Source organism: Kribbella lupini, from assembly GCF_039529595.1.
Lineage (GTDB): Bacteria > Actinomycetota > Actinomycetes > Propionibacteriales > Kribbellaceae > Kribbella > Kribbella lupini.
Genome location: NZ_BAAANC010000003.1, coordinates 691,193 through 716,053 on the forward strand (window position 1 = coordinate 691,193; position 24,861 = coordinate 716,053).

Genomic DNA, 24,861 nt, shown 5'->3' on the forward strand with positions numbered 1-24,861 from the left:
CAGCGGGACCTTGAACACCAAACCGGGCCCTCGGACATGCTGTTTCCTGTCCCAGGTGCCGCTTTGTTGGTGAAGGTCCCGGCTGCGATCGTGTGCATCAGGTCAGCCGACGCGCTGGACCGCGTTGAAACGGTCGACGGCGACCTGGACGGCGGCCTGCCGGGTGTCGGCGACCTCGTTCTCCTTCAGTGTCCGGTCGGGGGCGCGGAAGCGGAGGGCGAAGGCGAGCGACTTCTTGCCTTCGCCGATCTGCTCGCCGGTGTACACGTCGAACAGCCGGATCGACTCCAGCAGTTCGCCGGCGCCCTCGGTGAGCGCGGCCTCGACGTCGGCGGCCGGTACATCGGCCGCGACGATCAGCGCCACGTCCTCCTTGGCCACCGGGTACGACGAGAACGGGTGTGCGGTGACCGAGGCCGGCCCGGCCGCGATCAGGGCGTCGAGGTTCAGCTCGACCGCGCTGGAACGCGCCGGCAGCCCGAACGCCTGGCACACCTTGGGGTGCAGCTCCCCGGCGTACCCGATGACGGTGTCGCCAACGGTCAGCTCGGCGCAGCGGCCCGGGTGCCACGGGGCGCGCTCGACGTTGCGGAGGGTCGGCTCGACGCCGACCGCCGTCGCGATCGCGCGGGCGACCTGGACGGCGTCAGCCCAGCTGACCTGCTGGCCCTTGCCCCACCAGCCGGTGGGAGTCCGCGCACCGGTGAGCACGACGCCGATGTGCAGCGGCTGCTCGGGGAGCGCGTCGTAGAGGGCCTTGAGCTCGTCGTCGGTCGGACGCTGCGCGACGGTCGGCAGCGGCGCCGGCTTGGCGTCGGGGCGCGGGGTGAAGACCAGGCTGGTTTGGAAGATCGCCAGATCGGTCGACCCGCGGCCGACGTTGCGCTCGGCGGTCCGGAGCAGCGTCGGCAGGAGGGTCGTCTGCATCGACGGCTCCTCGTCGGACAACGGGTTGACCAGCTTCACCGTCGTACGGCGGACGTCGTCGGCGGGCAGTCCCATCGCGTCGAAGTCGGCGTCACCCACGAACGGGTAGGACACGACCTCGGTCAGCCCGGCACCGACCAGCGCGGTCGCGACCCGACGACGCCGGCGCTGCGACACCGTCAGCCCCTGCCCACCAGGGGCCGGAGGCAACACCGAAGGCACGTTGTCGAACCCGAACAGCCGGATGACTTCCTCGGCGAAGTCGTTGGGGTCCCGCAGATCCGGCCGCCACGACGGCGGCGTCACCGTGACCAGCTCAGCAGCAGAATCCTTCGCACCAACAGCAAAAGCAGCAGGTACGGCGTCCGCAGCAGCCGAAGCAACCTCACACCCGACCGACTCCAGGTGACGAGTGCTCTCCTCGACGCTGATCTCAGCACCCGCGACCCGCGCCGCGTGGTCCGCCCGGAACGTCACGGCCGGCGCCGCCGGGTGGGTGTCGATCACGGTCTCTTCGGCCAGGATCGTCCCACCGGCCAGCTCGGCCAGCAGGTCCGCGACGCGCTGCGCGGCGTAGCGCGGGAGCTCCGGGTCGACCTCGCGCTCGAAGCGGCGCGACGCCTCCGACGACAACTTGTGGCGGCGCGACGCGCGCGCGATCACGATCGGATCGAAGTGCGCGGCCTCGATCACCACGTCCGTCGTGGACTCGGAGATCTCGGTCGACGCGCCGCCCATCACGCCGGCGATGCCGATCGGGCCGGAGTCGTCGGTGATCAGCAGGTCCTCGGGGTCCAGCTCGCGGGTCTGGTCGTCGAGCGTCATCAGCTTCTCGCCGGCGGTCGCCCGCCGGACGACGATGTCGCCGCTCAGCCGGTCCTTGTCGTACCCGTGGATCGGCTGGCCCAGCTCGAGCATCACGTAGTTGGTGACGTCGACGCCGATCGAGATCGGCCGCATCCCCGACGCGACCAGCCGCTGCTGCAGCCAGCGCGGCGACGCCGCCAACGGGTCGATCCCGGTCACCGTGCGCGTGACGAACACGCTGCACCCGTCGGCGTCGTCGACGCGCACCGGGTAGCCACCCTCGCCCGAGCCGTTCAACGCAAGACCGGCCGGGTCCTTCAGCGGCACCCCGTACGCCGTCGCGGCCTCGCGAGCGACACCCCGGATCGACAGGCAGTACCCACGGTCGGGCGTGACCGCGATGTCCAGCACGTCGTCGCGCAGCGACAGCAGCTCGATCGCGTCGTCGCCCGGCGTCGCCTCGCCCGGCTTCAGCACGACGATGCCGTGCGTGCCGTCGTCGCCGAGGCCGAGCTCGGTGCTGGAGCAGATCATCCCGGCCGAGACGTGGCCGTAGGTCTTGCGGGCCGAGATCGCGAACCCGCCGGGCAGCACCGCACCGGGCAGCACGACGACGACCAGGTCACCGACCTCGAAGTTGTCCGCGCCGCAGACGACCCACTGCGGCTCGTCCTTGCCGATGTCGAGCGAGCACCAGCGGATGGTCTTGCCGTTCTTCTGCGGCTCCGGCTCGTAGGTCAGCACCTTGCCGACCACCAGCGGGCCGGTCAGGTCGGACTCGACGACGGTCTCCACCTCGAGCCCGGCGCGGATCAGCTTCTCGCCGACCTCGCGGCCGGTCACGCCGTCCGGCAGCTCGACGTACTCACGAAGCCACGACAGTGGGACCCGCATCAGATCTCCATCCCGAACTGGCGGCTGAACCGCACGTCACCCTCGACCATGTCCCGCATGTCCTCCACCCCGTTGCGGAACATCAGCGTCCGCTCCAGGCCCATCCCGAACGCGAACCCCGAATACCGCTCGGGGTCGATGCCGCAGGCCTGCAGGACCCGCGGGTTGACGACGCCGCAGCCGCCCCACTCGATCCAGCCCTCGCTGCCGCAGGTGCGGCACGGACGGTCGGGGTTGCCGACGGAGGCGCCGCGGCAGACGAAGCACTTGAGGTCGACCTCGGCCGACGGCTCGGTGAACGGGAAGAAGTTCGGCCGCAGCCGCGCCTCCAGGCCCTCGCCGAACATCGACACGACGAAGTGGTCCAGGGTGCCCTTGAGGTGCGCGAGCGTGATGCCCTCGTCCACGACCAGGCCCTCGACCTGGTAGAAGACCGGCGTGTGCGTCGCGTCGAGCTCGTCGGTGCGGAACACGCGGCCCGGGCAGATCACGTAGATCGGGGGCTTGCGGGTCAGCATCGAGCGGGCCTGGACCGGCGAGGTGTGGGTGCGCAGAACCGTCCCGGAGCCGGCCGGCTCGACGAAGAAGGTGTCCTGCATCTGCCGCGCCGGGTGGTCGGGCTGGAAGTTCAGCGCGTCGAAGTTCAGCCACTCGGCCTCGACCTCGGGACCTTCGGCGACGTCCCAGCCGAGCGCGGTGAAGACGTCGGCGATCTGCTCGGAGATCAGCGACAGCGGATGCCGCGCACCGGGCTGCGGGCTGGTCCAGGGCAGCGTCACGTCGACCTGCTCGGTGGCGAGCATCCGCTCCTCGTGCTCGGCCTCGAGCACGGCCAGGCGGGCGGCGTACGCGTCGTTGATCGCCTTGCGGGCCGAGCCGATCCGCTGGCCGGCCTCCTTGCGGCCCTGCGGCGGCAGCGCGCCGATCTCGCGGTTGGCCAGCGCGATCGGCGACCGCTCACCGAGGTGGGCCAGCTTGGCCTCCTGCAGCGCCGCCAGGTCGGCCGCGGTCCGGAAGGCGTCGAGGGCCTCGTCCCGCGTCCGTTCGACCTCGTCGGCGTGCAACGGAGTCACCTCGACGGGGTCGTAGTTCTTGTTGGGACCGGACATGGCTCACTCTCGGGTCGCTGATACCTAACCTGCTGCTGGCAGTCTAGGAACCCGCGGCGCCGGAGCGTGAATCGGTTGTCCACAGGGGGCACAATCGGAGCGTCACCCGCCGATCACAGCCGAGCCGAAAGCAGTTCCGAATGACCAGCGCCGACCTCACCACCGCCGCCACCGAACCAGCCCAGGACAGCCCACCCGTCGCCCTGCGCTGGCTGCTGGCCGTCGGCGGCGCGATCGGCTTCCTGGCCGCGTTCGTGCTGACCGTGGAGAAGTTCCACCTGCTCACCGACCCGAACTACACGCCGAGCTGCAGCATCAACTCGGTGCTGTCCTGCGGCTCGGTGATGGTGACGCCGCAGGCCTCCCTGTTCGGCTTCCCGAACTCGCTGCTCGGCATCGGCGGCTTCGCGATCGTCACCACCCTCGGCGTCCTGCTGCTCAGCGGCGTACGGTTCCCGCGCTGGATCTGGCTCGGCCTGCAGGTCGGCGCCACCGCGGCCGCCGTACTGATCCACTGGCTGGCCTACCAGAGCATCTACACGATCGGCGCGCTCTGCCCGTACTGCATGGTGGTGTGGGCGGTGACGATCCCGATCTTCTGGTACGTCACCCTCCACAACTTCCGCGACACCCGGTGGGTCCGCTCACTCAGCGGTTACCACGCGGTCGTGATCGGCGCCTGGGCCCTGTTCGTCACCGGCATCATCCTGACCCGCTTCTGGCTCGGCAACGGCTGACCTGCGCGGCAGGACGAGCAGCGCGACCAACGCACCCGCGGCCGCGCCGATCAGGCCCGCGGTCATGGCGATCGACATGGCGTCGGTGAAGGCCTCGCGGGCCACCTGGACGAACTCCGGCCCCAGCGCCAAGGTGTCGGCGATGGAGTCGCGAGCAGGCACAGCGTCAGGCAGAGCAGCCGAGTACGCCGCGGCCAGCACACTGCCCAGTACGGCGACCGACAGCGCGGCACCGGTCTGCTGAACGGTGTCGTTCATGGCCGAGCCGACTCCGCGGTGCTCGGCGGGAACGGCCTGCATCAGCAGCGTGTACGCCGCCGGGCCGGCCAGGCCGCCGCCGATTCCCATCACCATCAGGCCGACGATCAGCAGCCCGTACCCGGTGTCCATGGTGACCTGGGTCAGGATCCCGAAGCCCGCGGCGATGACGACCAGGCCGGTCGCGATCAGCGTACGGTCGGCGAACTTCTTGCCCAGCGTCGCGCCGATGCCGTTGAAGAGCATCGCGGACACGGCGTACGGGATCAGGGCGAGGCCGGCCTTGAGCGGGCTGTAGGCCAGCACGAACTGCAGGTACTGCGTCAGCGCGAGCAGGAGTCCGCCCGCGGTGAACGACAGCAGCACGATCGACAGGCTCGTCCCGCTGAAGTTGCGGTCCTTGAAGAGCTGCAGCGGGACCATCGGGTGCGGCGTCCGCCGTTCCCACACAGCGAAGGCGACCAGTCCGGCCACGCCGACGGCCAGTCCACCGAGCACCCGGCCGGAGCCGAAACCGTCCGCCGGGATCGAGATGATCGCCCAGACCACCGCGGACATCCCGACGACCGACAGCAGCGCGCCCAGCGGATCGACAGCCCGCGCGGGGCCCTTTGACTCGGGGATCAGCGCGATCGTGCCGATGATCGCCAGGATCGCGATCGGCACGTTGATCAGGAAGATCGAGCCCCACCAGAAGTGCTCGAGCAGCACGCCGCCAACCGTCGGACCGGCGACCACACCGACCATCGCGACGGTGGACCAGGCGGCCATGGCCTTGCGCTGCTCCTGCGGCGGGAACACGGTGAACAGCAACGACAGCGTGCTCGGCATCAGCAGCGAGCCGCCGACGCCCATCAGCCCGCGGCAGGCGATCAGCTGCCACGGGTTCGCCGCCAGGGTCGCCAGCAGTGACGCCAGGCCGAACAGGATCAGCCCGACGACGAGCATCCGCCGCCGGCCGTACCGGTCGGACAGGCTTCCGGCCGTCAGCAGCAGGCCCGCGAACGCCAGGATGTAGGCGTCGATGATCCACTGCACGTCGGCCGGGGTGGCGGACAGGTCGCGCATCAGCGACGGGATGGCCAGGTTGAGGACGGTGTTGTCGACCACCAGCACCATCACGCTCAGACACAGAATCAGCAGGATCCACCAGCGCCGCGGGTGCCCGGCCTGGCTCGACTCGAACGATGTACTAGTCACTCGCACACTGTACGACGAACTGGAACAGTGTGCGAGTCGGATTAGAATGACACCCATGGCATCGATCTGGACCAGGCAGCGGACCGCAGCTCCGGCGCGCGAGACGCTCAGCCGCGAACAGATCGTCAAGGTGACCATGGATCTGCTCGACACCGAGGGCCTGGCCGGCCTGAGCATGCGCAAGCTCGCCGCCCGCCTGGATTCCGGCGCGACCAGCCTGTACTGGCACGTGCAGACCAAGGACGACCTGATCGACCTGGTCATCGACGAGGTGTACGGCGAGATCGACGTCCCCGACGCCGAACTGGCCGGCTGGCGGGCCGGGGTGCTGCTGCTCGCGCACAACCTGCGCGCCGCCGTACTGCGGCACGGCTGGCTGCCCGAGGTCATCTACACCCGCCCGAGCATCGGCCCGAACGCGGTCCGGATGGGCTCGCGCGGCCTGGCGCTGTTCACCGCCGCCGGCTTCACCGGCCGCGACATCGACTACTCGATGGGCGCCGTCCTGTCGTTCGTGTTCGGCAACGCGAACTCGCAGGCCGCCTGGCAAGCCACCGTCCGCCGCTCCGGCCGCACGGTCGAAGAGCGGAACCAGGAGATCCTGGCCGAGGTCGACCAGCTCACGGCCATGGACCCGATGATGCACGAGTCGGTCCAGCGCCGCCGCGTCGCCGACATGGACCAGCTCCAGAACGAGGCGTTCTCCTACGGCCTCGACACCCTGCTGGACGGGTTGGAGCGGCGACTCAACGCCTAGAGGTGGATCGGGTTGGTCCAGGCGCGGCCGCCTGCGGCATCTTCGATGGTGACGCGGCAGTGGGTGGAGCGGAACAAGGCGAGTGGGAGGGTGGCCTCGGTCAGGTCGGTGCCTTCGACGACCTCCGCGCCGGGGCGGCCGCCGCTGAGGAGGATCTTCGTTGCGGGTGAGCAGCGGATCACGACCTGGTCGTCCTCGAGGCGTACGTCGTACAGCTCGGGGCCGGTGCTGGAGTAGTACCGGCCGGCGATCAGCGCGGTCAGCAGGTCGGCCGGGTCGAGCGATTCGGCGCGGACGTGGATCCAGGCCCGGCACGGCGGTGGGTCCTGGTGTTGCAGGTGCGCGTCGTCGGCGGCGTACGTCGTCAGCCGGTGACCACGGTTGAGCAGTACGTCGGTGAGGTGCCAGCTGTCGCCGCGGTTCTCGCGGTCGGCGAGGGCGTTGTAGACCTCGACCGCATGGGCCGCGTCGAGGCTCTCCGCGTCGGCGGCTGTCAGCAACGACGCCGACGGGTGGGCCATGCCGACGAAGGCCCCGGCGGCTCGTGCCCGGCGGGCCAGCTCGGGGCCGGTCTCGCCGTCGGACGGCGGTTGGAAGTCGAGCGGCAGGCCCACGGCGACGATGTGCCACTGCTGTCCCGCTTCGGTGACCGGTGCGTGCAGCTCGGCGCCGATGAGGGTGGTGAAGGTGTCCGACCGCAGGTCCCGCGTGTCCGTGACGGGGAAGCCGTACTCGGGCCGGAAGTGATCGGTGATCGCCACGAAGTCGTAGCCGGCCTCGCGGTAGACCCGCGCGGTCTCGAGCGGCGACAACGCTCCGTCGGAGCGGTCGGAGTGGGTGTGCAGGTTCCCGCGCCAGAACCGGCCGGGCCGGTCGAACGGAAGGCCCGAGGCCGACGAGCTCACCGGCGCTGGGCGCGGGCCGAGGCGTAGAGGCAGACGGCGGCGGCGGTCGCCAGGTTGAGGCTTTCGGCGCGGCCGTAGATCGGCACCTTTACCGAGCGGTCGACGATTGCGTCGTACCCGTCGGGCAGGCCGTGCGCCTCGTTGCCGAACAACCACACGGTCGGCTTGGCGAGGGTGCCGTCGTCGATGCACTCGTCGAGGTCGAAGCTGCCGTAGCCGTCGGCGGCGAGCACCTGGATGCCCTGGTCCCGCCAGGCTTTCGCGGCCGCGGGGACGTCGACGTCGAGCGAGATCGGCAGGTGGAACAGGCTGCCGACACTGGCCCGGACGGCCTTCGGGTTGTGCGGGTCGACGGACTCGCTGGACAGCACGACGGCGTCCGCTCCGGCCGCGTCGGCGGTCCGGATCAGGGTGCCGACGTTGCCCGGGTCGCGCACCTGGACGCCGACGGCGACCAGCGACGCCGTACGCCGTACCGCCTCGTCGAGCGAGACGTCGACGAGTGAGCAGACCGCGACCACGCCCTGGGACGTGACGGTCTCGCTGAGCGCTTCGACGGCGGCCCGGTTCACCTCGAACCAGGGCACGCCGGCGACCGTCGCCAGGTCCCGCAGGTCGCGGTGCCGGGTGGCGACGTCCGGTTCGGCGTACACCTCGATGACGCGTTCGCGGTGCTCGAGCGCTTCCCGGACGGCCTGGGGGCCTTCGACCAGGAAGCGGCCGGACTTGCGCCGGAACGCACGAGTGGCGAGCCTGCGGGCCTGCTTGATCCGCACAGACTGCGCGGTCAACAGACCCGGGCTCGCCACTGGAGGTGCTACGAAGTCGCCGGTCAGGCGGCGGCGTCGCTCTTGGCGTTCACGTCGGCCGGCAGAGCGGCCTTCGCCACCGCGACGAGCGCGGAGAACGCGGGAGCGTCGTTCACGGCCAGGTCGGCCAGGATCTTGCGGTCGACCTCGACCTCGGCCAGCCGCAGGCCCTGGATGAACCGGTTGTAGGTCAGGCCCTCCGCGCGGGTCGCCGCGTTGATCCGCTGGATCCACAGCTTGCGGAAGTCGCCCTTGCGCGCCTTGCGGTCACGGTAGGCGTAGACGAGCGAGTGGGTGACCTGCTCCTTGGCCTTGCGGTACAGGCGCGAGCGCTGACCGCGGTAGCCGCTGGCCTGCTCGAGTACGACCCGGCGCTTCTTGTGGGCGTTGACTGCCCGCTTCACGCGTGCCATGAGGTGTTACTCCTTGTATTTCTGCGCCGAAGGCGGGCTGGTACCCACCCGGCGGGGATGTCCGGGGAAAAGGGGCGAAGCTCAGATGCCGAGGAGCTTCTTGGCCTTCTTGACGTACGACGGTGCGACCTCGACGGTGCCGGACAGGCGACGCTTGCGCTTGGACGACTTCGCCTCGGCGAGGTGGCGGACACCGGTCTGCTCGCGGCGGATCTTGCCCGAGCCCGTGACCCGGACACGCTTCTTCATCCCCGAGTGGGTCTTCATCTTCGGCATGGCTGTGCTCTCTCGTTTCTTCGTTGACTCGAACCGGACTCCGGCTCCGGCCTCACCGGCCGGAGCGACGGATCACTCCGGGTCGAGGTTGTCGGCCGGACCCTTCGGCTTCTTGGTGGCGCCGGCGGCCTTCTCGGCCTCGAACTGCTGCAGCTGCGCAGCCCGCTCGAGGCGCTCGGCCTCTTGCTCGGCTTCGTGCTCGGCCAGCTTCTTGGCCTTCTCGGCTTCCACGTCCACGCGCGCCTCGGACTTCTTCTTGTGCGGTCCGAGCACCATGATCATGTTGCGGCCGTCCTGACGCGGCGAGGACTCGACGAAGCCGAGCTCGGTGACGTCTTCGGCCAGCCGCTGCAGCAGCCGGAACCCCAGCTCGGGGCGGGACTGCTCGCGACCACGGAACATGATCGTGATCTTCACCTTGTCACCGGCACGGAGGAAGCGGACGACGTGACCCTTCTTGGTCTCGTAGTCGTGCGGGTCGATCTTCGGCCGCAGCTTCATCTCTTTGATGACGGTGTTGGTCTGGTTCCGGCGGGACTCGCGCGCCTTCTGCGCGGTCTCGTACTTGTACTTGCCGAAATCCATCAGCTTGCAGACCGGCGGGCGTGCCGTGGCCGCAACCTCGACCAGGTCGAGATCGGCTTCCTGTGCCAACCGAAGAGCGTCTTCGATCCGGACGATGCCTACCTGCTCACCGTTCGGTCCGACCAGACGCACCTCGGGAACGCGGATGCGCTCGTTGACGCGCAGTTCAATGGTGATGGGTCCTCCTGGGTTGTTCGAAACTGGTACCACCTCGTGAACACCCGGCCGGGTTCGTGCCTCCCGGATCGCTCCGGGAAAACAACGAGGGCCCTCGCGTGTTCACACGAAGGCCCAATTCCCAGATCGACGGCTCACCAACCCCTGACCGCTGGGTGGTACGCCGTACGATCGCCGCGGTCGCTCCGGCGGTGAAGCCGGGAACCTCGGCGTGACCGGGACCCGCCGACTCTTCGTCGACTGGGTGGGAGGTGGCCCTCCGCTTAGACTCGAACCTCTGGCGGCCCTGAACTATTCCGCTCAGGGGTCACCGTCGGACCGAGTCGGTCGCCATGTAAGAGTAACAGCATGACCGACCCGATCTCCACTTCACCCGACACCCCCGCCGACTCCCCCGCCGCCGAGGAGTCGCGGGTGGACCCGATGTCGACCGTCTCCCGCGACATCGCCGAGGTGCCGAGCGTGGAGATCATCTCGACCGCGGCCCTGCACCTGATGAGCGCCGCCGCCGTCAACCTCGGCCTGGCCGAGGACCTGCCCGACCACCAGGACCTGGACGAGGCCCGCTCGCTGATCGACGCCCTGGCCGGCCTGCTCGACGCTGCCGCCCCGAGCCTCGGCCACCACCACGCCGCTCCCCTGCGCGACGGCCTGCGCTCGCTCCAGCTCGCCTTCAAGGAAGCCTCCACCATCCCCGACGAGCCCGGCGCCGGCCCCGGCGAGAAGTACACCGGCGAGGTCCACCCGAAGGCCTCCCGCCGCCGCTGACCCCCACGAGCAGCAGCCCCGGCCGAAATCGGCCGGGGCTGCTGTCGTACGGCGTACTAGCCCTTGACCGCGCCTTCCTCGACGCCCTTGAAGAAGAAGCGCTGCAGGGTGGCGAAGACGATCACGATCGGGATGAAGGCGATCATCGTGCCGGCCGCGATCAGGCGGGGGTTGTTGCTGAAGGTGCCGGACAGGTACTGCAGGCCGACGGTCAGCGTGTACTTGTCGGGGTCGGTGAGCACGATCAGCGGCCAGAGGAAGTCGTCCCAGGCGCCGATGAACGCGAAGATCGCGACCACGCTGATCGTGCCGCGCACGCTCGGCAGCGCGATGTAGCGGAAGCGCTGCCAGACGTTCGCGCCGTCGACGATCGCGGCCTGGTCGACCTCGATCGGGAGCGAGCGGAACGCGTTGTACATCAGCAGCACGTTCAGCGCGCCGATCATGCCGGGCAGGGCGACGCCGAACAGCGTGTTGGCCAGGCCGAACTCCCGGACCGTCACGTACTGCGAGATGATCGTGACCTCGCCCGGCAGCACCAGCGTCGCCAGGAACAGCCCGAGCACCAGCTTGCGGCCCTTGAACTGCAGCCGCGACAGCGCGAAGCCGGCCAGTGACGACCCGATGATGTTGCCACCGACAACCAGTACGGCGACCTGCAGCGAGTTGCGCATGTAGTCCCAGACCGGGATGGTGTCGGCCACCGCGCCGTAGTGGTCGAGCGTCGGCTGGGCGGGCAGCAGCCGCGGGATCCGGGTGTAGATGTCCTCGCCGGAGCCCTTCAGCGACGTGGACAGCTGCCACAGGAACGGCCCGATCGTGATCAGCAGCACGAACACGAGCAGGACGTAGCGGACCACCTTCTCGGTCGGCGACATCGAGTTGAAGCTGAACGTGCCGCGCTTGCGCTTGCGCACCGGCGTACCGGGTTCGTCCGGTACGGCGACCGGCCGCGCGGGATCGGTGACCACACTCATGCGTCCGCCGCCTTCCGGTTCAGCCGGGCCAGGGCCAGCATCGGGACCACGGTGACGAAGAACAGCACGATCGACAGCGCGGAGGCGTAGCCGAGGTTGCCCTCGAAGCCCTGGCTGTACTGCTGGATCAGCATCACCACCGACGAGTCGCGGCCGCCGGGACCGCCGTTGCCGCCACTGAGGATGAACAGCTCGGAGAAGACCCGCAGGGCCGACACCGAGATCAGGATCGCGATCAGGATCATCGTTCCCCGGACGCCGGGGATGGTGATGTTCGTGAACCGCCGGAACGCACTGGCCCCGTCGACCGCGGCCGCCTCGTGCAGCTCCCGGCCGACGTTCCCGAGCGCGGCCAGGTAGATGATCATGTAGTAGCCGAGCCCCTTCCAGATGGTCAGGCTGATCGCGCTGAACAGCAGCAGCCACTGGTCGGACAGGAACGGCAACGGCCCGGAGATCACGCCGAGCTTCTCGGCCATCCCGTTGACCAGGCCGCGGTCGTCGAGGATCCACTGCCAGATCAGCGCGACGACGACCGCGGACGCCACCACCGGGGTGTAGAAGGCGGTCCGGAAGAACGTGATCCCGGGCAGCTTCTTCTCGACCAGGACCGCCAGCGCCAACGGCACGATCGTCAGGAACGGCAGGCAGACGATCATGTAGATGACGCTGTTCAGCAACGCGTAGCGCAGCTGCTCGTCGTGCAGCAGGGCCTCGAAGTTCTTCAGCCCGACGAAGGTCCCGCCGCCGATCGGCCTGGCGTTGGTGAACGACAGGATCACGGTGTTGATCGACGGCCACAGGTTGAACACCAGCAACCAGGCGAGTGCCGGGACGACCAGCACCCACGGGGAGAACCACCGGTGGTAGCGCATCGCGTTACTGGGCGAGCAGCTGGTCGGCCTTGGCGACCGCGGCGTCGAGTGCCTTCTGCGAGGTCACCTTGCCCGAGATCGCCAGCGAGATCTGCTGGTTGATGAAGTCGTTGGTGGCACCGCTGATCACGGCCGGCTGCAGCGACTTCGCCTTGGCCAGCGACTCGAACGCGAGCACCTTGGCGTCGCTCTCCGGCGTACCGTCGCTCTTGGAGAAGTACGGGTCGTTCGCGGACGCCTTGGTGGACGGGAAGATGTTCACGATCTTGGCGAACGCGGCCTGGTTCTCGGCGTTGGTGACGAACTTGGCCAGCGCGATCGCGGCGGCCTGGTTCTTCGACTTGGCCGAGACCGACAGTCCCTGCACGTACAGCGGCGGGGTGTCCAGGGCCGGCGACGGGACGACCTTGCCCTTCAGCGACGGGTTGTCCTTCTGGAAGTCGACGATCGCGTTGCCGCCACCGGTGGTCCAGGCGACCTTGCCCTGGGTGAAGAGCTTGGAGTTGCCCAGGTACTCCTGGGTCAGGATGTCGCGCGGCAGGTAGCCGTTCTTGTAGGCGTCGCGGTACTTGTCCAGCAGGGCGACGGCCTCGGGGGTGTTGAAGGTGAACTTCTTGCCGTCGTCGCTGAGGATCTTGACGCCGGCGTTGGTGAAGTCGCCGATGCCGGGCAGCCGGCTCATCAGGTACTCCTTGCCGCCGGACTTGTCGTGCATCACCTTGGCGGCCGCGAGCAGCTCGTCGAAGGTCTTCGGCGGGTTCTTGGCGTCCAGACCGACCGCGGCGAACTTGGTCGCGTTCCAGTAGTCGATGTCGGTGTTGAGGTACCACGGGTAGCCGTAGGTGCCGGTCAGGCCCTGGTACTGGTACGCCGTGACGCCGCCGTCGACGTAGTCGGTCTTCACGGCCGGGTCGGCCGCGGCGACGTCGAGCAGCAGGCTCTGCTTGGCCAGCGGGAGCGCGAACTCCGGCGGCAGGTTGGTCACGTCGGGCAGCTGGCCGGCCGAGGCCTGGCTCAGCACCTTCTTGTCGTACCCGTCACCCGGCTGGTCCAGCCAGGTCACCTTGGTGCCGGGGTACTTGGCCTCGAAGGCCTTGATCACGCCCTCGACGTACGAGGTGAACTTCGGCTTCAGCGCCCAGGTCTGGAAGCTGACCTCACCGGTCACCTTCGCGTTCGCGTCGACGGTCGGCTGGGCGCCGGACGAGGACTCCTCGGAGGAACCGAGGCCACAGCCGGCCAGGGTGAGCGCCGCGACGGCGAGAGCTGCCACCGGGGCGAGACGACGACTACGCATGGAATTCTCCTGAAGTGATAAACCGGTATAGCTCCTGCACTATCCACATCGTAGAATCCGCTGTCAAGGGTGGGGACCGACCAGGAGGTGGCCGATGGCCAGACCGACGATCGCGGACATCGCCGACCGCGCGGGCGTGTCCAAGGGCGCGGTGTCGTTCGCGCTGAACGGGCGGCCCGGGGTGAGCGAGGCGACGCGCGCGCGGATCCTGGCGATCGCCGAGCAGATGGCGTGGCGGCCGCACAGCGCGGCGCGCGCGCTCGGGGCTTCACGGGTCGACTCGGTCGGGCTGGTGATCGCGCGGCCGGCGCGGACGCTCGGCGTGGAGCCGTTCTTCGCCCACCTGGTGTCGGGGTTGCAGTCGGGGCTGTCGGCGCACTCGATCTCGCTGCAGCTGCTGATCGTCGAGGACACCGAGGCGGAGATCGAGGTCTACCGGCGGTGGAACTCCGAGCACCGCGTCGACGGGGTGATCCTGGTCGACCTGACCGTCCGGGACCCGCGGATCGACGAGCTGAAGGCTTTGGAGCTGCCGGCGGTGGTGATCGGCGGGCGTGGCGGCAAGGGCAACCTGCCGTCGGTGTGGGCGTCCGACCGCGATGCGATGCTGGCGGTGGTGGAGTACCTGGCGGCTCTCGGGCACCGGCGGATCGCGCACGTGGCCGGTACGCCGAACTTCCAGCACACGCAGCGGCGGATGCGCGCGCTGCGCGACGCGGCGCCGCGACTCGGGCTGCTGGAGGCGCCGTCGCTGGCCACGGACTTCAGCGACGCGGAGGGCGCGGCGACGACCCGGAAGCTGCTCTCACAGGCCGTCCGGCCGACCGCGATCGTCTACGACAGCGACGTGATGGCCGTCGCCGGCCTCGGCGTCGCGATGGAGATGGGCGTCTCGGTCCCCGGCGAACTGTCGATCGTCGCCTTCGACGACTCGATCCTCACCCAGCTGATGCACCCCGCGCTCACGGCGCTGTCCCGAGACACCTTCGAGTTCGGCCGCCAGGCCGCCGAGGTGCTGTTGGAGGTGATCGCCGACCCGACAGTCAGCATCAACCGCCGCACAGCGGACCCGGTGCTGACGGTCCGAGAGTCCACCGCTCCCCCAGCATGAGACGCACCGGAGGAGGATCGACCCTCGGAAGCTCCCTTCGCCGGCAGCGGCGGGACGTTTCGGCGACGTCACCCGGCGACACGGCGGCGCCCAGCCACCGGCCGCTGTTTGCCCGATCCTCTAAACCGTTTTAGCATCGTCGTCATGCTCTCGGATCCCGCCACGCCCCGGTTCGGCGCGAACTACGTTCCCTCGGCCGGCTGGTTCTACAGCTGGCTGGACTACGACCCGGCGGCCGTCCGCCGGGACTTCGCCGACCTGGCCGGGATCGGGCTCGACCACGTGCGGGTGTTCCCGATCTGGCCCTGGATCCAGCCCAACCGCGCGATCATCCGCGAGGCGGCGATCGACGACCTGCTGGACACGATCGACGCGGCCGCCGAGCACGGGCTGACCGTCTCGGTCGACCTGATCCAGGGGCACCTGTCGAGCTTCGACTTCCTGCCGTCGTGGGCGCTGACCTGGCACAAGGCCAGCCTGTTCGAGGACGCGACCGTGCGCGAAGGCCTCATGGCGTACTGCGAGAAGGTCGCCGCCGCGGTCGCCACCCGGCCGAACGTCTTCGCGATCACCCTCGGCAACGAGGTCAACAACCTCTGGCCGGACAGCACGACCACCCCCGGGGCCTCGACCGCCTGGGCGCAGGAGCTGCTGAGCACCGTGAAGAAGGCCGCGCCGGGCGTGCTCGCGCTGCACTCGGTCTTCGACGACGCCTGGTACCGGCCGGACCACCCGTTCAGCCCGGTCGACGTGGTCGACCTGGGTGAGCTGAGCACCGTCCACTCGTGGGTGTTCAACGGGGTCTCCCGAGTGGACGGGCCGCTCGGCCCGGCAACCCTCACGCACGCCGACTACCTGGTCGAGCTCGCCGCCGCGACCTCACTGGACGCCGAGCGGCCGGTCTGGCTGCAGGAGATCGGCGTACCGGGTCCTGACATCCCGGTGGACCTCCAGGCCGAGTTCGTACGCCGTACTGTCGAGCAGGTCGTGCACAACCCGGCCCTGTGGGGCATCACCTGGTGGTCGTCGCACGACATCGACCGCAAGCTGCTGGACTTCCCGGACCGCGAGTACGACCTCGGGCTGTTCACCGTCGACCACCAGGCCAAGCCCGCTGCGACCGCGCTGGCCGAGATCATCGCGGAGGTCCGCTCCGGCGGAGTGCGCCCGGCCGAGCCGACCACGCTGACCGCGCCGTACAACCTGCGCACCGACCTGCACCGCCGCGCGGAGATCGCGCCGGGCAGCGACTTCCACCTGCGGTGGGTCGCGGCCCGCGCCCAGAGCCCGGTCCGGATCGTCCTGCCCTAGGCGGCCGGCGTACGGCGCCTGGCCTCGCCCGCCGGCGTACGGCGCCCACCCTCGCCCGCCGGCGTACGGCGCTGGTCACGCCTTCTGGTCGATCAGGACCTGGATGCCGTCCAGGATCCTGGCCAGTCCGAACTCGAGGTCGTCGTCGAGCTCGTCCTCGTACTCGTGGTTCGTGTACAGCTTGGTGAGCATCGGATAGTTGCCCGCGGCAAGCCTCGGCACGAGGAAGGCGCCGACGTGCTCGGCCTGGACCGGGACCTGCTCACTGGCCGCGAGCTGGCGGGCCAGCGTGGCGTAGCTGCGGACGTACCCGTCGAGCAGGACGACGCAGCCGAGGTTGTCGTGCATGCTCAGGCCGGTCGAGTCGAGTGACTGCAGCAGGGCCTCGACCCAGCTGAGCAGGTTGGGCGTGGCCGGGGCGCCGCGGATCGGGAAGTCGAGCAGCCACGGGCGCTCGGCGTACTTGGCGACCTGGGCCTCGACCCATGCGGTCGCGCCGGCGCGCCAGTCGCCGGTGCCGAGGTCCGGCGCCGGGCCGAACGCGGTCTCCTGGACCAGGACCAACAGCTCGTCCTTCGAGCGCACGTAGCGGTACATGGCGTTCGTGGTGACGCCGAGCCGGGCCGCGATCTTCTGCAGCGAGATCGCGTCGAAGCCGTTCCGGTCGCCGAACTCGATGCCGGTGGCCACGATCTGGTCGACGCTCAGCGCCGGCTTCGGCCCACGCCGCTGGACCGGCAGCACGCCCCACGACAGGGCGAGCCCCGGCGGCAGTTGGGTCCGGTCGTCACTCACAGGCACCATCCTGGCTCACATCGGACCGCGAACCGAGCCTCGCCGGCCGATTGGGGTGCTAGGTCCACCCTCGAAGCGGGATGCAAACCCCTCGGCGTCAAACTGTTCAATTCCTACGCTGTTTCTTGTCGGGCCGATCGACGGCCCACCTGACAAGGAGCCACGATGAGCACTCTGACCGCGACCCTCGGCCCGCTGCTGTCCCCCGACGAGCTGGCGCTCACCGACACCGACCGGCGCGCCGCCCACGAGAAGATCGACTGCGCCACGAGGCTCGGCGGCCTCTCGCCGCTGCAGGCGGGCGACCGGCACGACCTGATCGGCGTCGCCCGGACCCGCGGCGAGCTGCGGCAGGTCTTCGACGGCCTGACCGACGCCGTACCGCCGTACGGGCTGACGCTGGCGCTGCGGATCGCGACGGTCGGCTGGCTGGCCGTCTGCGTGGTCCAGTTCGTCGTCTGGCTGACGCTGGCCGTCTTCGGCCACTTCGACGGCCCCTGGTGGCTCTGGTCCGACATCGGACTGGGTGCAGCGGTCGGCGTCCTGTGGTGGACCAACGAGACCTACCACCGCAAGTCCCAGCTGCGGGCCCTCTGATGTCGGCGCCGGTCCAGCTGACCGACGTCCGCAAGGTGTACGGCACCGGTCCTGGTGCCGTCACCGCCCTCGACGGAGTCAGCTACGGCTTCGCCGAAGGCTCGTTCACCGCGGTGATGGGCCCGTCCGGCTCCGGCAAGAGCACACTGCTGCACTGCGCTGCCGGGCTGGACTCCCCGTCCGCCGGTGAGGTCCACCTGGCCGGTACGGCGTTGCGCGGGCTCAACGAGACCGCCCTGACCGAGCTGCGCCGTCGGCACGTGGCCTTCGTCTTCCAGGCCTTCAACCTGATGCCGGCGCTCACCGTGCGGCAGAACGTCGTACTGCCACTCACGCTGGCCGGGCAGCGCCCCGACAAGGCGTGGGTCAACGAGGTGATCCGGCGGGTCGGCCTGTCCGAGCGCACCGGGCACCGGCCGGGTGAGCTGTCCGGCGGTCAGCAGCAGCGGGTGGCCATCGCCCGCGCTGTGGCCTGCCGGGCCGCGATCACCTTCGCCGACGAGCCCACTGGTGCGCTGGACACCCAGACAGCCGGCGATGTCCTCGCACTGCTGCGCGAACTCGACCAGACCGTCGTGATGGTCACCCACGATCCCGTCGCCGCGTCGTCCGCGGACACCGTGGTGTTACTGGTCGACGGCCGGATCGTCTCCGAGATGCCGTCGCCGACCGCTGCGTCGGTCGCGGCCGAACTGGCCCAACTCTCCCGTCTGAAGGTGTCCCGATGATCCGGCTCGCACTGTCCAGCCTGCGGTTCCGTACGGCGGCGTTCCTGGCAATCTTCGTCGCCGTGCTGCTCGGCAGCTCCCTGATGGCCGCCGCGGGCGGTCTGCTCGAGACCGGCCTGCGACTCGACGCGGCGCCGCAACGCCTGGCCGAGGCGCCGATCGTGGTGACCGGGCGCCCGGCGTACCACCCGCCGAACGGGAGCGGCTCGGTGGCGTATCCCGAACGGCACGCAGTCTCCTCGGCGCTGTCCGCCGAGCTTGCTGGTACGACGGGGGTCGCGAAGGCGGTCGAGGACGTGGCGGTCCCGGCCTCAATGGGCGGCGAGCTCAGCGGGCACGGGTGGGCGTCGGCCGCGCTCGCGCCGTACAGGCTGATCGCTGGTCGGGCGCCCGCGGCGGGAGAGGTCGTGCTCGATCGACGGCTGGCCGGCTCGACGCGGGTCGGGTCTGCGGTCAGTGTGATCGTGAAGGGCGAGTCGCGAAGGTACGTGCTCGCTGGTGTTGCGGAGGGCGCAGTCGAGGCGATCTTCTTCAACGACCGCGAGGCGCGCGAGCTGTCGCCGCGGCCCGGGCTGGTCGACGCGATCGGGGTCTTTCCGGCCGCGGGGGTGCCGGTGAAAGGCCTGGCCGAGCAGCTCGACCTGCCGACCGGGGTGGTGGCGCTGACCGGCGACGACCGGGGCGCGGCCGAGTTCGCGGGCATCGCGACGAGTCTGCCGCTGATCATCCTGTCCGGGGTGTTCGGCGGGATGGTCGGCGTGGTGATGGCGCTGGTGGTGTCCGCGACGATCGGGCTGTCGGTGCGGCAGCGGCGACGTGAACTGGCGCTGTTGCGCGCGAGTGGAGCGACGCCGGAGCAGGTGCGGAAGATGGTGGTCACCGAGACGATGCTGGTGGCGTCGGTCGCGCTGGTGCTCGGGCTGCTGCTCGGGCGGACCGCGGGCGACTGGATCTTCGGGATGCTGACCGGCGGCGGGATCGTGCCGGCGGCGTTGCGGTTCGACCAGGGCGTGCTGCCGTTCGCGGGGTCCGCGCTGCTGACGCTGGTGATCCTGCGGGTGACGGTCGGGATCGCGGCCGGACGGGCCGCGCGGATCCGGCCGATCCAGGCGTTGGCCGAGGCCGCTGTCCCGCCGGTGACTGTGGGCCGGGTGCGGACGGTCATCGGCGCGGTGTTCGCGGTCGGGACGGTGGGGATCGGCGTGTCGACGATCTTCATGAGCCCGGCCGACGCCGCGGCGATCGGCGGGCCGGCGGTGCTGACGGGGTCGATCGCGGTCGCCGTACTGGGGCCGCTGGTGGTCCGTGCGGCGCTGACGCCGCGGGTGACGTCGTTCCTGTCGTCGCGTGGTTCGACTGGAGCGTTGGCGGCGATCAACCTGCGGGTCCGGGCGGTGCAGTTCGCGGCGATCCTGGTCCCGATCGTGCTCGCGTCGGCGATTGCCCTGGGCAACATTTACGCGCAGACCACGCAGCAGAAGGCCGCGGTCGAGGCCTACACGGACAACCTGTACGGCGATGTGGTGGTCTCGCGGGCCGGCGGGTTGCCGGCTGAGGTGGTCGAGCAGGTACGTCGTACGGAAGGAGTGTCGGCGGCGTCCGAGCTGGTCCGGAGCCAGGGGTGGATCGAGGAGCCGTACGACAGCTCGCACACGAGCGATCCGTGGCCGCTGCTCGGGGTGAACGGGCCGGTGTACAAGGGGAAGGTGAAGGCGGGGTCGCTGGACGACCTGACCGGGGAGACGGTGGCGGTGCCGCCTGGGGTCGCGCGACGGTTGAAGGTCGGCGTCGGATCGGTGATCGGACTGAGGTTCGGGGACGACGCGCTCGTGAAGGTGCGGGTGGTGGCGCTGGCGGAGGGGACGTCCGGGTACGAGTCGTTGCTGTTGCCGTCGGCGTTGCTCGCTGCGCACACCTCGAGCGGGCTGCCGACGCAGGTGCTGGTCCGTACGTCGACGCCCGAGGCTGTGATCGCGGGGCTGGACCTCGGGAAGTGGCCGGGGGCAACAGTTGGCTCGCGGGACGTGCTGGGTGCCGACTTCGACACCGGGCTCGGGGTGGACGCGTGGATCGCCTACCTGCTGGCGGGGATCGCGATCGCCTACACGGCGATCGCCTCGATCAACACGATCGCCGTGGCGGTGCTCGACCGGCGCCGCGAGTTCGGCCTCCAACGCCTCACCGGCTCGACCCGACGCCAGGTGCTGCGGATGCTGTACCTCGAGCACCTGGTGATCGCCGCGCTGGGCTTGGCGCTCGGGCTGATCGCCGCCGCCTTCTCCGTGCTCCCGATCGCCATCGCCACCCGAGGCTGGCCGATCCCGTCGGGCCCATGGTGGATCTTGGTGGGCTGGGTCGGAGTGGTGCTGCTGCTGGTCCTCCCGACGACAGCCATCACCAGCCGCCTGGCGATGAAAGGCAAACCGATCGATGCGGTTGTTTAGTTGGTGGGGTGGACCCAACCGAAGCCGCCGTCTTCCAGGCGTACCACCTGGAGGCCGGCGGCCAGGCGCTGGACGTCCTCGGTCTCGATGACGGCCGGAGCCGGGCCGGCCACGTCAAGGACGATCGCTGCGGCGCCTTCCTGTACGGCGGCCGTGGCGACCAGCTGGGTCTGAGCCGGCATCGGACGAGCCTCGGGGCTCCAGCGGGCCAGCGACTCCGTGCTGGTGAACGCGAGCAGGGCATTGCGGCCGTCCTGACCCTGGAGTAGGGCCACCGCCATGTCGGAGGTCTTGTCGTGCGCCAGCCCCTGGTCGTCGTACTCGACCTCGCCGAGCATCGCCACGACCGGTACCAGCAGACGCGCGCTCGTCAGGGCGTGCAGGATCGCCCCCTGGTCGCGGGCGACGAGGGCCTGGGCCAGCGCGGCATCCGCCGTACCGTCGTCGTTGTCGAACCCGGTGAAGGCCAAGCGTTTGTCAGGCTGCACGCCGACCATTGTCCCCGGACGCCGGTTTCAGGGTGTGCTCAGGGCTCTTCCCGGCTTGGTTCCGGGCGGGTCTGTGCGAGCCTGGGTGTGTGCCTGACTTCAATGATCTGACGCTGCTGCCGTTCTGTGCGGGTCTCACCCTGCTCGGCCTGATCGGCTCGTGGGCCGCCTGGCGGCGCCGCGGGGCGGCGGCCGGCGTCCGGGGCGTGGCCTGGTCCCTGCTGCCGGTCTCGCTCTACCTGACCGGCCTGCTGGAGCTGGTCTGGGACGTCGTGCGCTCGACGGTCAGCTGGGTCACGCACCTCATCTTCTCCCCCACGGTGTGGGCCGGGGTCGCGCTGTTCGGCGTCTCCGTCGTCCTGTACGTCGTCTCCGGTGTGGCCAAGGGCCGCCGGAGCCCGGAGAAGCCGGCCAAGACGAAGCCCACGGCCGCCACCGGTGAACTGACCAGCACCGGACCGGCCCCCGCCTCGGCCTCCGCCCCTGCCGCCAAGCCGGCCAAGGCCCCGAAGGGGGCCAAGGCGAGCAAGCAGGAGTCGTCGGAGTTCGACGAGATCGAGGACATCCTGAAGCGCCATGGAATCAACTGACAGCCCCACCACGCTGACCGTCGACAGCCTGCTCGACCACGTCCAGGCCACCCCGGCGCGACTCGGCCGGACCCGCCTGATCGGCGTCGACGGTCCGGCCGGTTCCGGCAAGAGCACCCTGGCCGCCCGTTTCGCCGCGCGTGCGGAGGCGCGCGGACTCCGCTGCCAGGTGCTCCACATGGACGACCTGTACGACGGCTGGGACGGCGCCGTCCGCGGCTTCGGCCTGCTGCGCGACCACGTGCTCCAGCGGATCGCCGACGGCCGCGAGGGTCGGTACCGGCGCTACGACTGGATCCAGGGCGCGTACGCCGAGCTGCACGTCGTACCGACCACGCTCGACCTGCTGATCGTCGAGGGCGTCACGTCCTGCGACCGCGACGCCGACCACTGGCAATCGCTGCGGCTCTGGGTCGAGACCAGCAACGAGGTCCGCCTGGACCGCGGGATCGCCCGCGACGGCGAGGCCCTGCGCGACCGCTGGCTCGACTGGATGCGCTGGGAACGCGACCACTTCGCCGCCCAACGCACCCGCGACCGCGCCCACGTGGTCGTCGACGGCAACCCCAGCCTCCCCCACAACCCCGAAACCGAACTCGTCACCAAGTCGGTTCACCTCGATCACGACTCCGCCGCCTCCTGAATCTGGGAGGTGAGGGGAGGGCCCGCGCCCCGAGGCGAGCGCGCTTCGCGCACCGCCGCGCTCCGCGCATTGTGAGCAAACCGTCGGGCGGCCGACAGGCGCGAGTGGGCAATCCATATGAGGATGGGCGTATGAGCGTTTTGCCATCAGGGGAGCAGTGGACCATTCGTGCCGGGGAGTACTCCGGCACCGTCGTGAGCGTCGGCGGCGGCTTGCGTGGGCTCGCGTACGGCGACCGCGAGGTGCTCGTCGGGTACGGCGAGGACGAGGCGGCGCACGCCGGGATCGGGCAGCACCTGTTCCCCTGGCCGAACCGGATCACCGACGGCAAGTACACCTTCCGCGGCACCGCCCAGCAGCTCCCGCTGACCGAGCCGACCCGCGCGAACGCCATCCACGGCCTGACCCGGTGGGCGAACTGGGAACGCATCGACGACGGCCTCGACGAGTCCCTGGTCGAGGTCGCGTACCGCCTGCACGGCCAGCCGGGCTACCCGCACCAGCTCGACCTGGCGCTCACCTACCGCCTCGACGCGGAGACCGGTCTGACCGTCACCGCCTCGGCGAAGAACGTGGGGACCAGCGCAGCGCCGTACGGGTACGGCACTCACCCGTACCTCACGGTCGGCCGGCAGCTCGACGAGTGCGAGCTGGAGTTCCGCGCCGAGCTGTGGCTGGAGGTCACCCCGGACCGGCTGACCCCAGTCGGCAAGCGGCCGGTCGCCGGGTCGGACTTCGACTTCGGGACCGCCCGCAAGATCGGCGGGCTCGACCTCGACAACGCGTTCACCGGGCTGCCGAGCGGCTGGGTGGTCACGCTGACCGACCCGGACAGCGGCAACCGCGCCGTACTGCGCAGTGACACCGCCTGGATGCAGCTCTACACGGGCAACGCGATCGGCCGCGTCGGCCTGGCCGTGGAGCCGATGACCTGCCCGCCGGACAGCTTCGTGACCGGCGAGGACCTGGTCGTGCTGGAGCCCGGCGACGAGCGCAGCACGACGTTCGCCGTCAGCGTCTAGCCCGTACGGCGCCCCGTCGGTCGCCGGGAGCGCTCCCGCCTAGGAAGTCTGCGTCCCCGCGCCGTGCGCGCGGGCGACGGCGGCGAGCTCCTTGGCCGCCGCGGTCGCCCGGGCGCCTTCGGACGCCTGGATCGCGAGGATCCCGAGCCGGTTGTCGTCGGTGTCGTACATCTGCAGCCACGGGTCGCCGGCGGTGAAGCGCAGCACCTTCACGTCGCTCCACGGGTAGGAGTACGACTTGAACACGTTGCGCACCCGCAGGCCGTCGGCGTACGCCGTGACCCGGACCGTCGCCATCCGGTAGAGCAGGTACAGCACGGTCCCGAAGAACGCGATCAGCGTCAGCCGCTGGAACAGCGTGAACGTCGCCCGGGACTCGTCCGGCAGCCGGAACCAGATCACCCCGAAGACCGCGAAGATCGACAGCGCCATCGCCGTCGTCACCGCCGCGACGATCCGCGGGTGGAAGGTGAACAACGGGGTGACACCGGTCACGAGCGACTCCGGGGTGGCCATCAGATCCGGGCTGCGTGGATGTCGGTGGTCAGGATCGCCCGGGCGCCGACGTCCCACAGCTGGTCCATGATCTTCTGCGCGTCGGCCCGGAGCACCATCACACGGACGGCGACCCAGCCTTCGCGATGCAACGGCGACACCGTCGGCGACTCCAGGCCCGGCGTCAGCGCGTTGGCGGCCTCGACCGACTCGGCCCGGATGTCGTAGTCCATCATCACGTAGTTGCGCGCGACCAGGACGCCCTGCAGCCGTCGTACCAGCTGCTGCAGACCGGCCGGCTGGTCGACGCCGTGGCGGGTGATCAGCACCGCCTCCGACGTCAGGATCGGCTCGCCGAACACCTCGAGCCCCGCCTGGCGCAGCGTCGTACCGGTCTCGACGACGTCGGCGATCACGTCGGCGACACCCAGCTGGACCGCGGACTCGACCGCGCCGTCGAGCTTGACCACGGACGCCTCGACGCCGTTCTCGGCCAGGTGGTCGGACAGGATGCCGGCGAACGACGTCGCGATCCGCTTCCCGGCCAGGTCCTTCACGGAGTTCGCGACGCCGGGCCGGCCGGCGAACCGGAAGGTCGAGCCGCCGAAGCCGAGCTCCATCAGGATGTCGTCGTCGGCGTGCGAGTCGAGCACCAGGTCACGGCCGGAGATGCCGACGTCGAGGGTGCCCTCCCCGACGTACACGGCGATGTCGCGGGGGCGCAGGTAGTAGAACTCGACCTCGTTCGCGGTGTCGGTCAGCGCGAGGTCCTTGGTGGTCCGGCGCTGCTTGTAGCCCGCCTCGGTCAGGATGGCGGTGGCGGACTCGCTCAGCGAGCCCTTGTTCGGTACTGCGACGCGCAGCAT

Annotated in this window: 26 protein-coding genes; 11 read left to right on the forward strand and 15 right to left on the reverse strand. The window is 70.0% G+C overall.

Going from position 1 to position 24,861, the window contains the following annotated elements; genetic code table 11:
- Nucleotides 1-102: 102 nt before the first annotated feature.
- Together pheT and pheS are read right to left on the reverse strand one after the other, a co-directional pair.
- Entirely contained in the window at nucleotides 103-2,628 is a 2,526-nt protein-coding gene (pheT, locus tag ABD235_RS29375) for a phenylalanine--tRNA ligase subunit beta (protein ID WP_344179988.1), read from the reverse strand.
- A complete protein-coding gene (pheS, locus tag ABD235_RS29380) occupies nucleotides 2,628-3,737 on the reverse strand; it encodes a phenylalanine--tRNA ligase subunit alpha (RefSeq protein ID WP_344179991.1) in 1,110 nt (369 codons plus the stop codon). The genes pheT and pheS overlap by 1 nt, the downstream gene beginning before the upstream one ends.
- A 140-nt stretch (nucleotides 3,738-3,877) precedes the next feature.
- Here pheS and ABD235_RS29385 point away from each other — a divergent pair, with 140 nt between their 5' ends.
- The gene (locus ABD235_RS29385; RefSeq protein ID WP_344179993.1) at nucleotides 3,878-4,474 is read left to right on the forward strand and encodes a vitamin K epoxide reductase family protein; all 597 of its coding nucleotides are present in this window, start codon (nucleotides 3,878-3,880) and stop codon (nucleotides 4,472-4,474) included.
- On the opposite strand, the gene ABD235_RS29390 is transcribed toward ABD235_RS29385, so the two are convergent.
- A complete protein-coding gene (locus ABD235_RS29390) occupies nucleotides 4,382-5,932 on the reverse strand; it encodes an MFS transporter (RefSeq protein ID WP_344179995.1) in 1,551 nt (516 codons plus the stop codon). The genes ABD235_RS29385 and ABD235_RS29390 overlap by 93 nt on opposite strands.
- 55 nt (nucleotides 5,933-5,987) lie before the next feature.
- Here ABD235_RS29390 and ABD235_RS29395 point away from each other — a divergent pair, with 55 nt between their 5' ends.
- On the forward strand, nucleotides 5,988-6,689 hold the full coding sequence (locus ABD235_RS29395) for a TetR/AcrR family transcriptional regulator C-terminal domain-containing protein (RefSeq protein ID WP_344179998.1): 702 nt from the start codon (nucleotides 5,988-5,990) through the stop codon (nucleotides 6,687-6,689).
- Here ABD235_RS29395 and ABD235_RS29400 read toward each other — a convergent pair.
- From ABD235_RS29400 to infC, 5 genes are all read right to left on the reverse strand, one after another.
- Nucleotides 6,686-7,594 (reverse strand): CehA/McbA family metallohydrolase, encoded by a 909-nt coding sequence (locus ABD235_RS29400; protein WP_344180001.1) that lies wholly within the window; start codon nucleotides 7,592-7,594, stop codon nucleotides 6,686-6,688. The two genes, ABD235_RS29395 and ABD235_RS29400, sit on opposite strands and share 4 nt — an antisense overlap.
- Entirely contained in the window at nucleotides 7,591-8,403 is an 813-nt protein-coding gene (locus tag ABD235_RS29405) for a TrmH family RNA methyltransferase (RefSeq protein WP_344180004.1), read from the reverse strand. The genes ABD235_RS29400 and ABD235_RS29405 overlap by 4 nt, the downstream gene beginning before the upstream one ends.
- A gap of 23 nt (nucleotides 8,404-8,426) precedes the next feature.
- Nucleotides 8,427-8,816 carry a 50S ribosomal protein L20 gene (gene rplT, locus ABD235_RS29410; protein ID WP_077015477.1) on the reverse strand — a complete coding sequence of 130 codons (390 nt, stop codon included), beginning with the start codon at nucleotides 8,814-8,816 and terminating at the stop codon, nucleotides 8,427-8,429.
- Nucleotides 8,817-8,897: 81 nt separating this feature from the next.
- On the reverse strand, nucleotides 8,898-9,092 hold the full coding sequence (gene rpmI, locus ABD235_RS29415; protein WP_344180008.1) for a 50S ribosomal protein L35: 195 nt from the start codon (nucleotides 9,090-9,092) through the stop codon (nucleotides 8,898-8,900).
- Between the two features lie 72 nt (nucleotides 9,093-9,164).
- Nucleotides 9,165-9,887 (reverse strand): translation initiation factor IF-3, encoded by a 723-nt coding sequence (infC, locus tag ABD235_RS29420; RefSeq protein ID WP_344180011.1) that lies wholly within the window; start codon nucleotides 9,885-9,887, stop codon nucleotides 9,165-9,167.
- 315 nt (nucleotides 9,888-10,202) lie between these two features.
- On the opposite strand from infC, the gene ABD235_RS29425 reads away from it, so the two are divergent.
- Complete coding sequence (locus tag ABD235_RS29425) at nucleotides 10,203-10,622, forward strand: DUF1844 domain-containing protein (RefSeq protein ID WP_344180014.1); 420 nt, start codon at nucleotides 10,203-10,205, stop codon at nucleotides 10,620-10,622.
- 56 nt (nucleotides 10,623-10,678) lie between these two features.
- On the opposite strand, the gene ABD235_RS29430 is transcribed toward ABD235_RS29425, so the two are convergent.
- The 3 genes from ABD235_RS29430 to ABD235_RS29440 all read right to left on the reverse strand — a co-directional run bounded on the left by ABD235_RS29430 (nucleotide 10,679) and on the right by ABD235_RS29440 (nucleotide 13,771).
- On the reverse strand, nucleotides 10,679-11,500 hold the full coding sequence (locus tag ABD235_RS29430; RefSeq protein ID WP_425553208.1) for a carbohydrate ABC transporter permease: 822 nt from the start codon (nucleotides 11,498-11,500) through the stop codon (nucleotides 10,679-10,681).
- A gap of 95 nt (nucleotides 11,501-11,595) precedes the next feature.
- Entirely contained in the window at nucleotides 11,596-12,474 is an 879-nt protein-coding gene (locus ABD235_RS29435; protein WP_344180018.1) for a carbohydrate ABC transporter permease, read from the reverse strand.
- A gap of 4 nt (nucleotides 12,475-12,478) precedes the next feature.
- On the reverse strand, nucleotides 12,479-13,771 hold the full coding sequence (locus ABD235_RS29440) for an ABC transporter substrate-binding protein (protein WP_344180021.1): 1,293 nt from the start codon (nucleotides 13,769-13,771) through the stop codon (nucleotides 12,479-12,481).
- Nucleotides 13,772-13,865: 94 nt separating this feature from the next.
- Here ABD235_RS29440 and ABD235_RS29445 point away from each other — a divergent pair, with 94 nt between their 5' ends.
- Both ABD235_RS29445 and ABD235_RS29450 read left to right on the forward strand, forming a co-directional pair.
- Entirely contained in the window at nucleotides 13,866-14,882 is a 1,017-nt protein-coding gene (locus tag ABD235_RS29445; protein ID WP_344180023.1) for a LacI family DNA-binding transcriptional regulator, read from the forward strand.
- 144 nt (nucleotides 14,883-15,026) lie between these two features.
- Entirely contained in the window at nucleotides 15,027-16,193 is a 1,167-nt protein-coding gene (locus ABD235_RS29450) for a glycoside hydrolase 5 family protein (protein ID WP_344180026.1), read from the forward strand.
- Between the two features lie 75 nt (nucleotides 16,194-16,268).
- Here the strand turns inward: ABD235_RS29450 and ABD235_RS29455 are convergent, their stop codons facing one another.
- A complete protein-coding gene (locus tag ABD235_RS29455) occupies nucleotides 16,269-16,988 on the reverse strand; it encodes a TetR/AcrR family transcriptional regulator (protein WP_344180029.1) in 720 nt (239 codons plus the stop codon).
- Between the two features lie 165 nt (nucleotides 16,989-17,153).
- On the opposite strand from ABD235_RS29455, the gene ABD235_RS29460 reads away from it, so the two are divergent.
- Genes ABD235_RS29460 through ABD235_RS29470 form a run of 3 tightly spaced genes read left to right on the forward strand, consistent with a single transcriptional unit; the run spans nucleotide 17,154 to nucleotide 20,757 of the window.
- Nucleotides 17,154-17,585 (forward strand): DUF1707 domain-containing protein, encoded by a 432-nt coding sequence (locus tag ABD235_RS29460; protein ID WP_344180032.1) that lies wholly within the window; start codon nucleotides 17,154-17,156, stop codon nucleotides 17,583-17,585.
- Nucleotides 17,585-18,313: an ABC transporter ATP-binding protein gene (locus tag ABD235_RS29465; RefSeq protein ID WP_344180034.1), complete on the forward strand. Its 729-nt coding sequence runs from the start codon at nucleotides 17,585-17,587 to the stop codon at nucleotides 18,311-18,313. Before ABD235_RS29460 ends, ABD235_RS29465 begins: the two co-directional genes overlap by 1 nt.
- Nucleotides 18,310-20,757, forward strand: coding sequence for an ABC transporter permease (locus tag ABD235_RS29470; RefSeq protein ID WP_344180037.1), 2,448 nt, complete (start codon nucleotides 18,310-18,312; stop codon nucleotides 20,755-20,757). Before ABD235_RS29465 ends, ABD235_RS29470 begins: the two co-directional genes overlap by 4 nt.
- Here ABD235_RS29470 and ABD235_RS29475 read toward each other — a convergent pair.
- Nucleotides 20,754-21,245, reverse strand: coding sequence for an SseB family protein (locus ABD235_RS29475; RefSeq protein WP_344180039.1), 492 nt, complete (start codon nucleotides 21,243-21,245; stop codon nucleotides 20,754-20,756). The two genes, ABD235_RS29470 and ABD235_RS29475, sit on opposite strands and share 4 nt — an antisense overlap.
- Before the next feature lie 89 nt (nucleotides 21,246-21,334).
- Between ABD235_RS29475 and ABD235_RS29480 the strand changes: the two genes are divergently transcribed.
- From ABD235_RS29480 to ABD235_RS29490, 3 genes are all read left to right on the forward strand, one after another.
- Complete coding sequence (locus tag ABD235_RS29480) at nucleotides 21,335-21,835, forward strand: hypothetical protein (protein WP_344180042.1); 501 nt, start codon at nucleotides 21,335-21,337, stop codon at nucleotides 21,833-21,835.
- The gene (locus ABD235_RS29485) at nucleotides 21,822-22,478 is read left to right on the forward strand and encodes a uridine kinase family protein (protein WP_344180045.1); all 657 of its coding nucleotides are present in this window, start codon (nucleotides 21,822-21,824) and stop codon (nucleotides 22,476-22,478) included. The genes ABD235_RS29480 and ABD235_RS29485 overlap by 14 nt, the downstream gene beginning before the upstream one ends.
- A gap of 131 nt (nucleotides 22,479-22,609) precedes the next feature.
- On the forward strand, nucleotides 22,610-23,500 hold the full coding sequence (locus tag ABD235_RS29490) for an aldose 1-epimerase family protein (RefSeq protein WP_344180048.1): 891 nt from the start codon (nucleotides 22,610-22,612) through the stop codon (nucleotides 23,498-23,500).
- 39 nt (nucleotides 23,501-23,539) lie between these two features.
- Here ABD235_RS29490 and ABD235_RS29495 read toward each other — a convergent pair whose 3' ends face one another.
- Nucleotides 23,540-24,016, reverse strand: coding sequence for a PH domain-containing protein (locus ABD235_RS29495; RefSeq protein WP_344180050.1), 477 nt, complete (start codon nucleotides 24,014-24,016; stop codon nucleotides 23,540-23,542).
- Complete coding sequence (gene hisG / locus ABD235_RS29500) at nucleotides 24,016-24,861, reverse strand: ATP phosphoribosyltransferase (protein ID WP_344180052.1); 846 nt, start codon at nucleotides 24,859-24,861, stop codon at nucleotides 24,016-24,018. Before hisG ends, ABD235_RS29495 begins: the two co-directional genes overlap by 1 nt.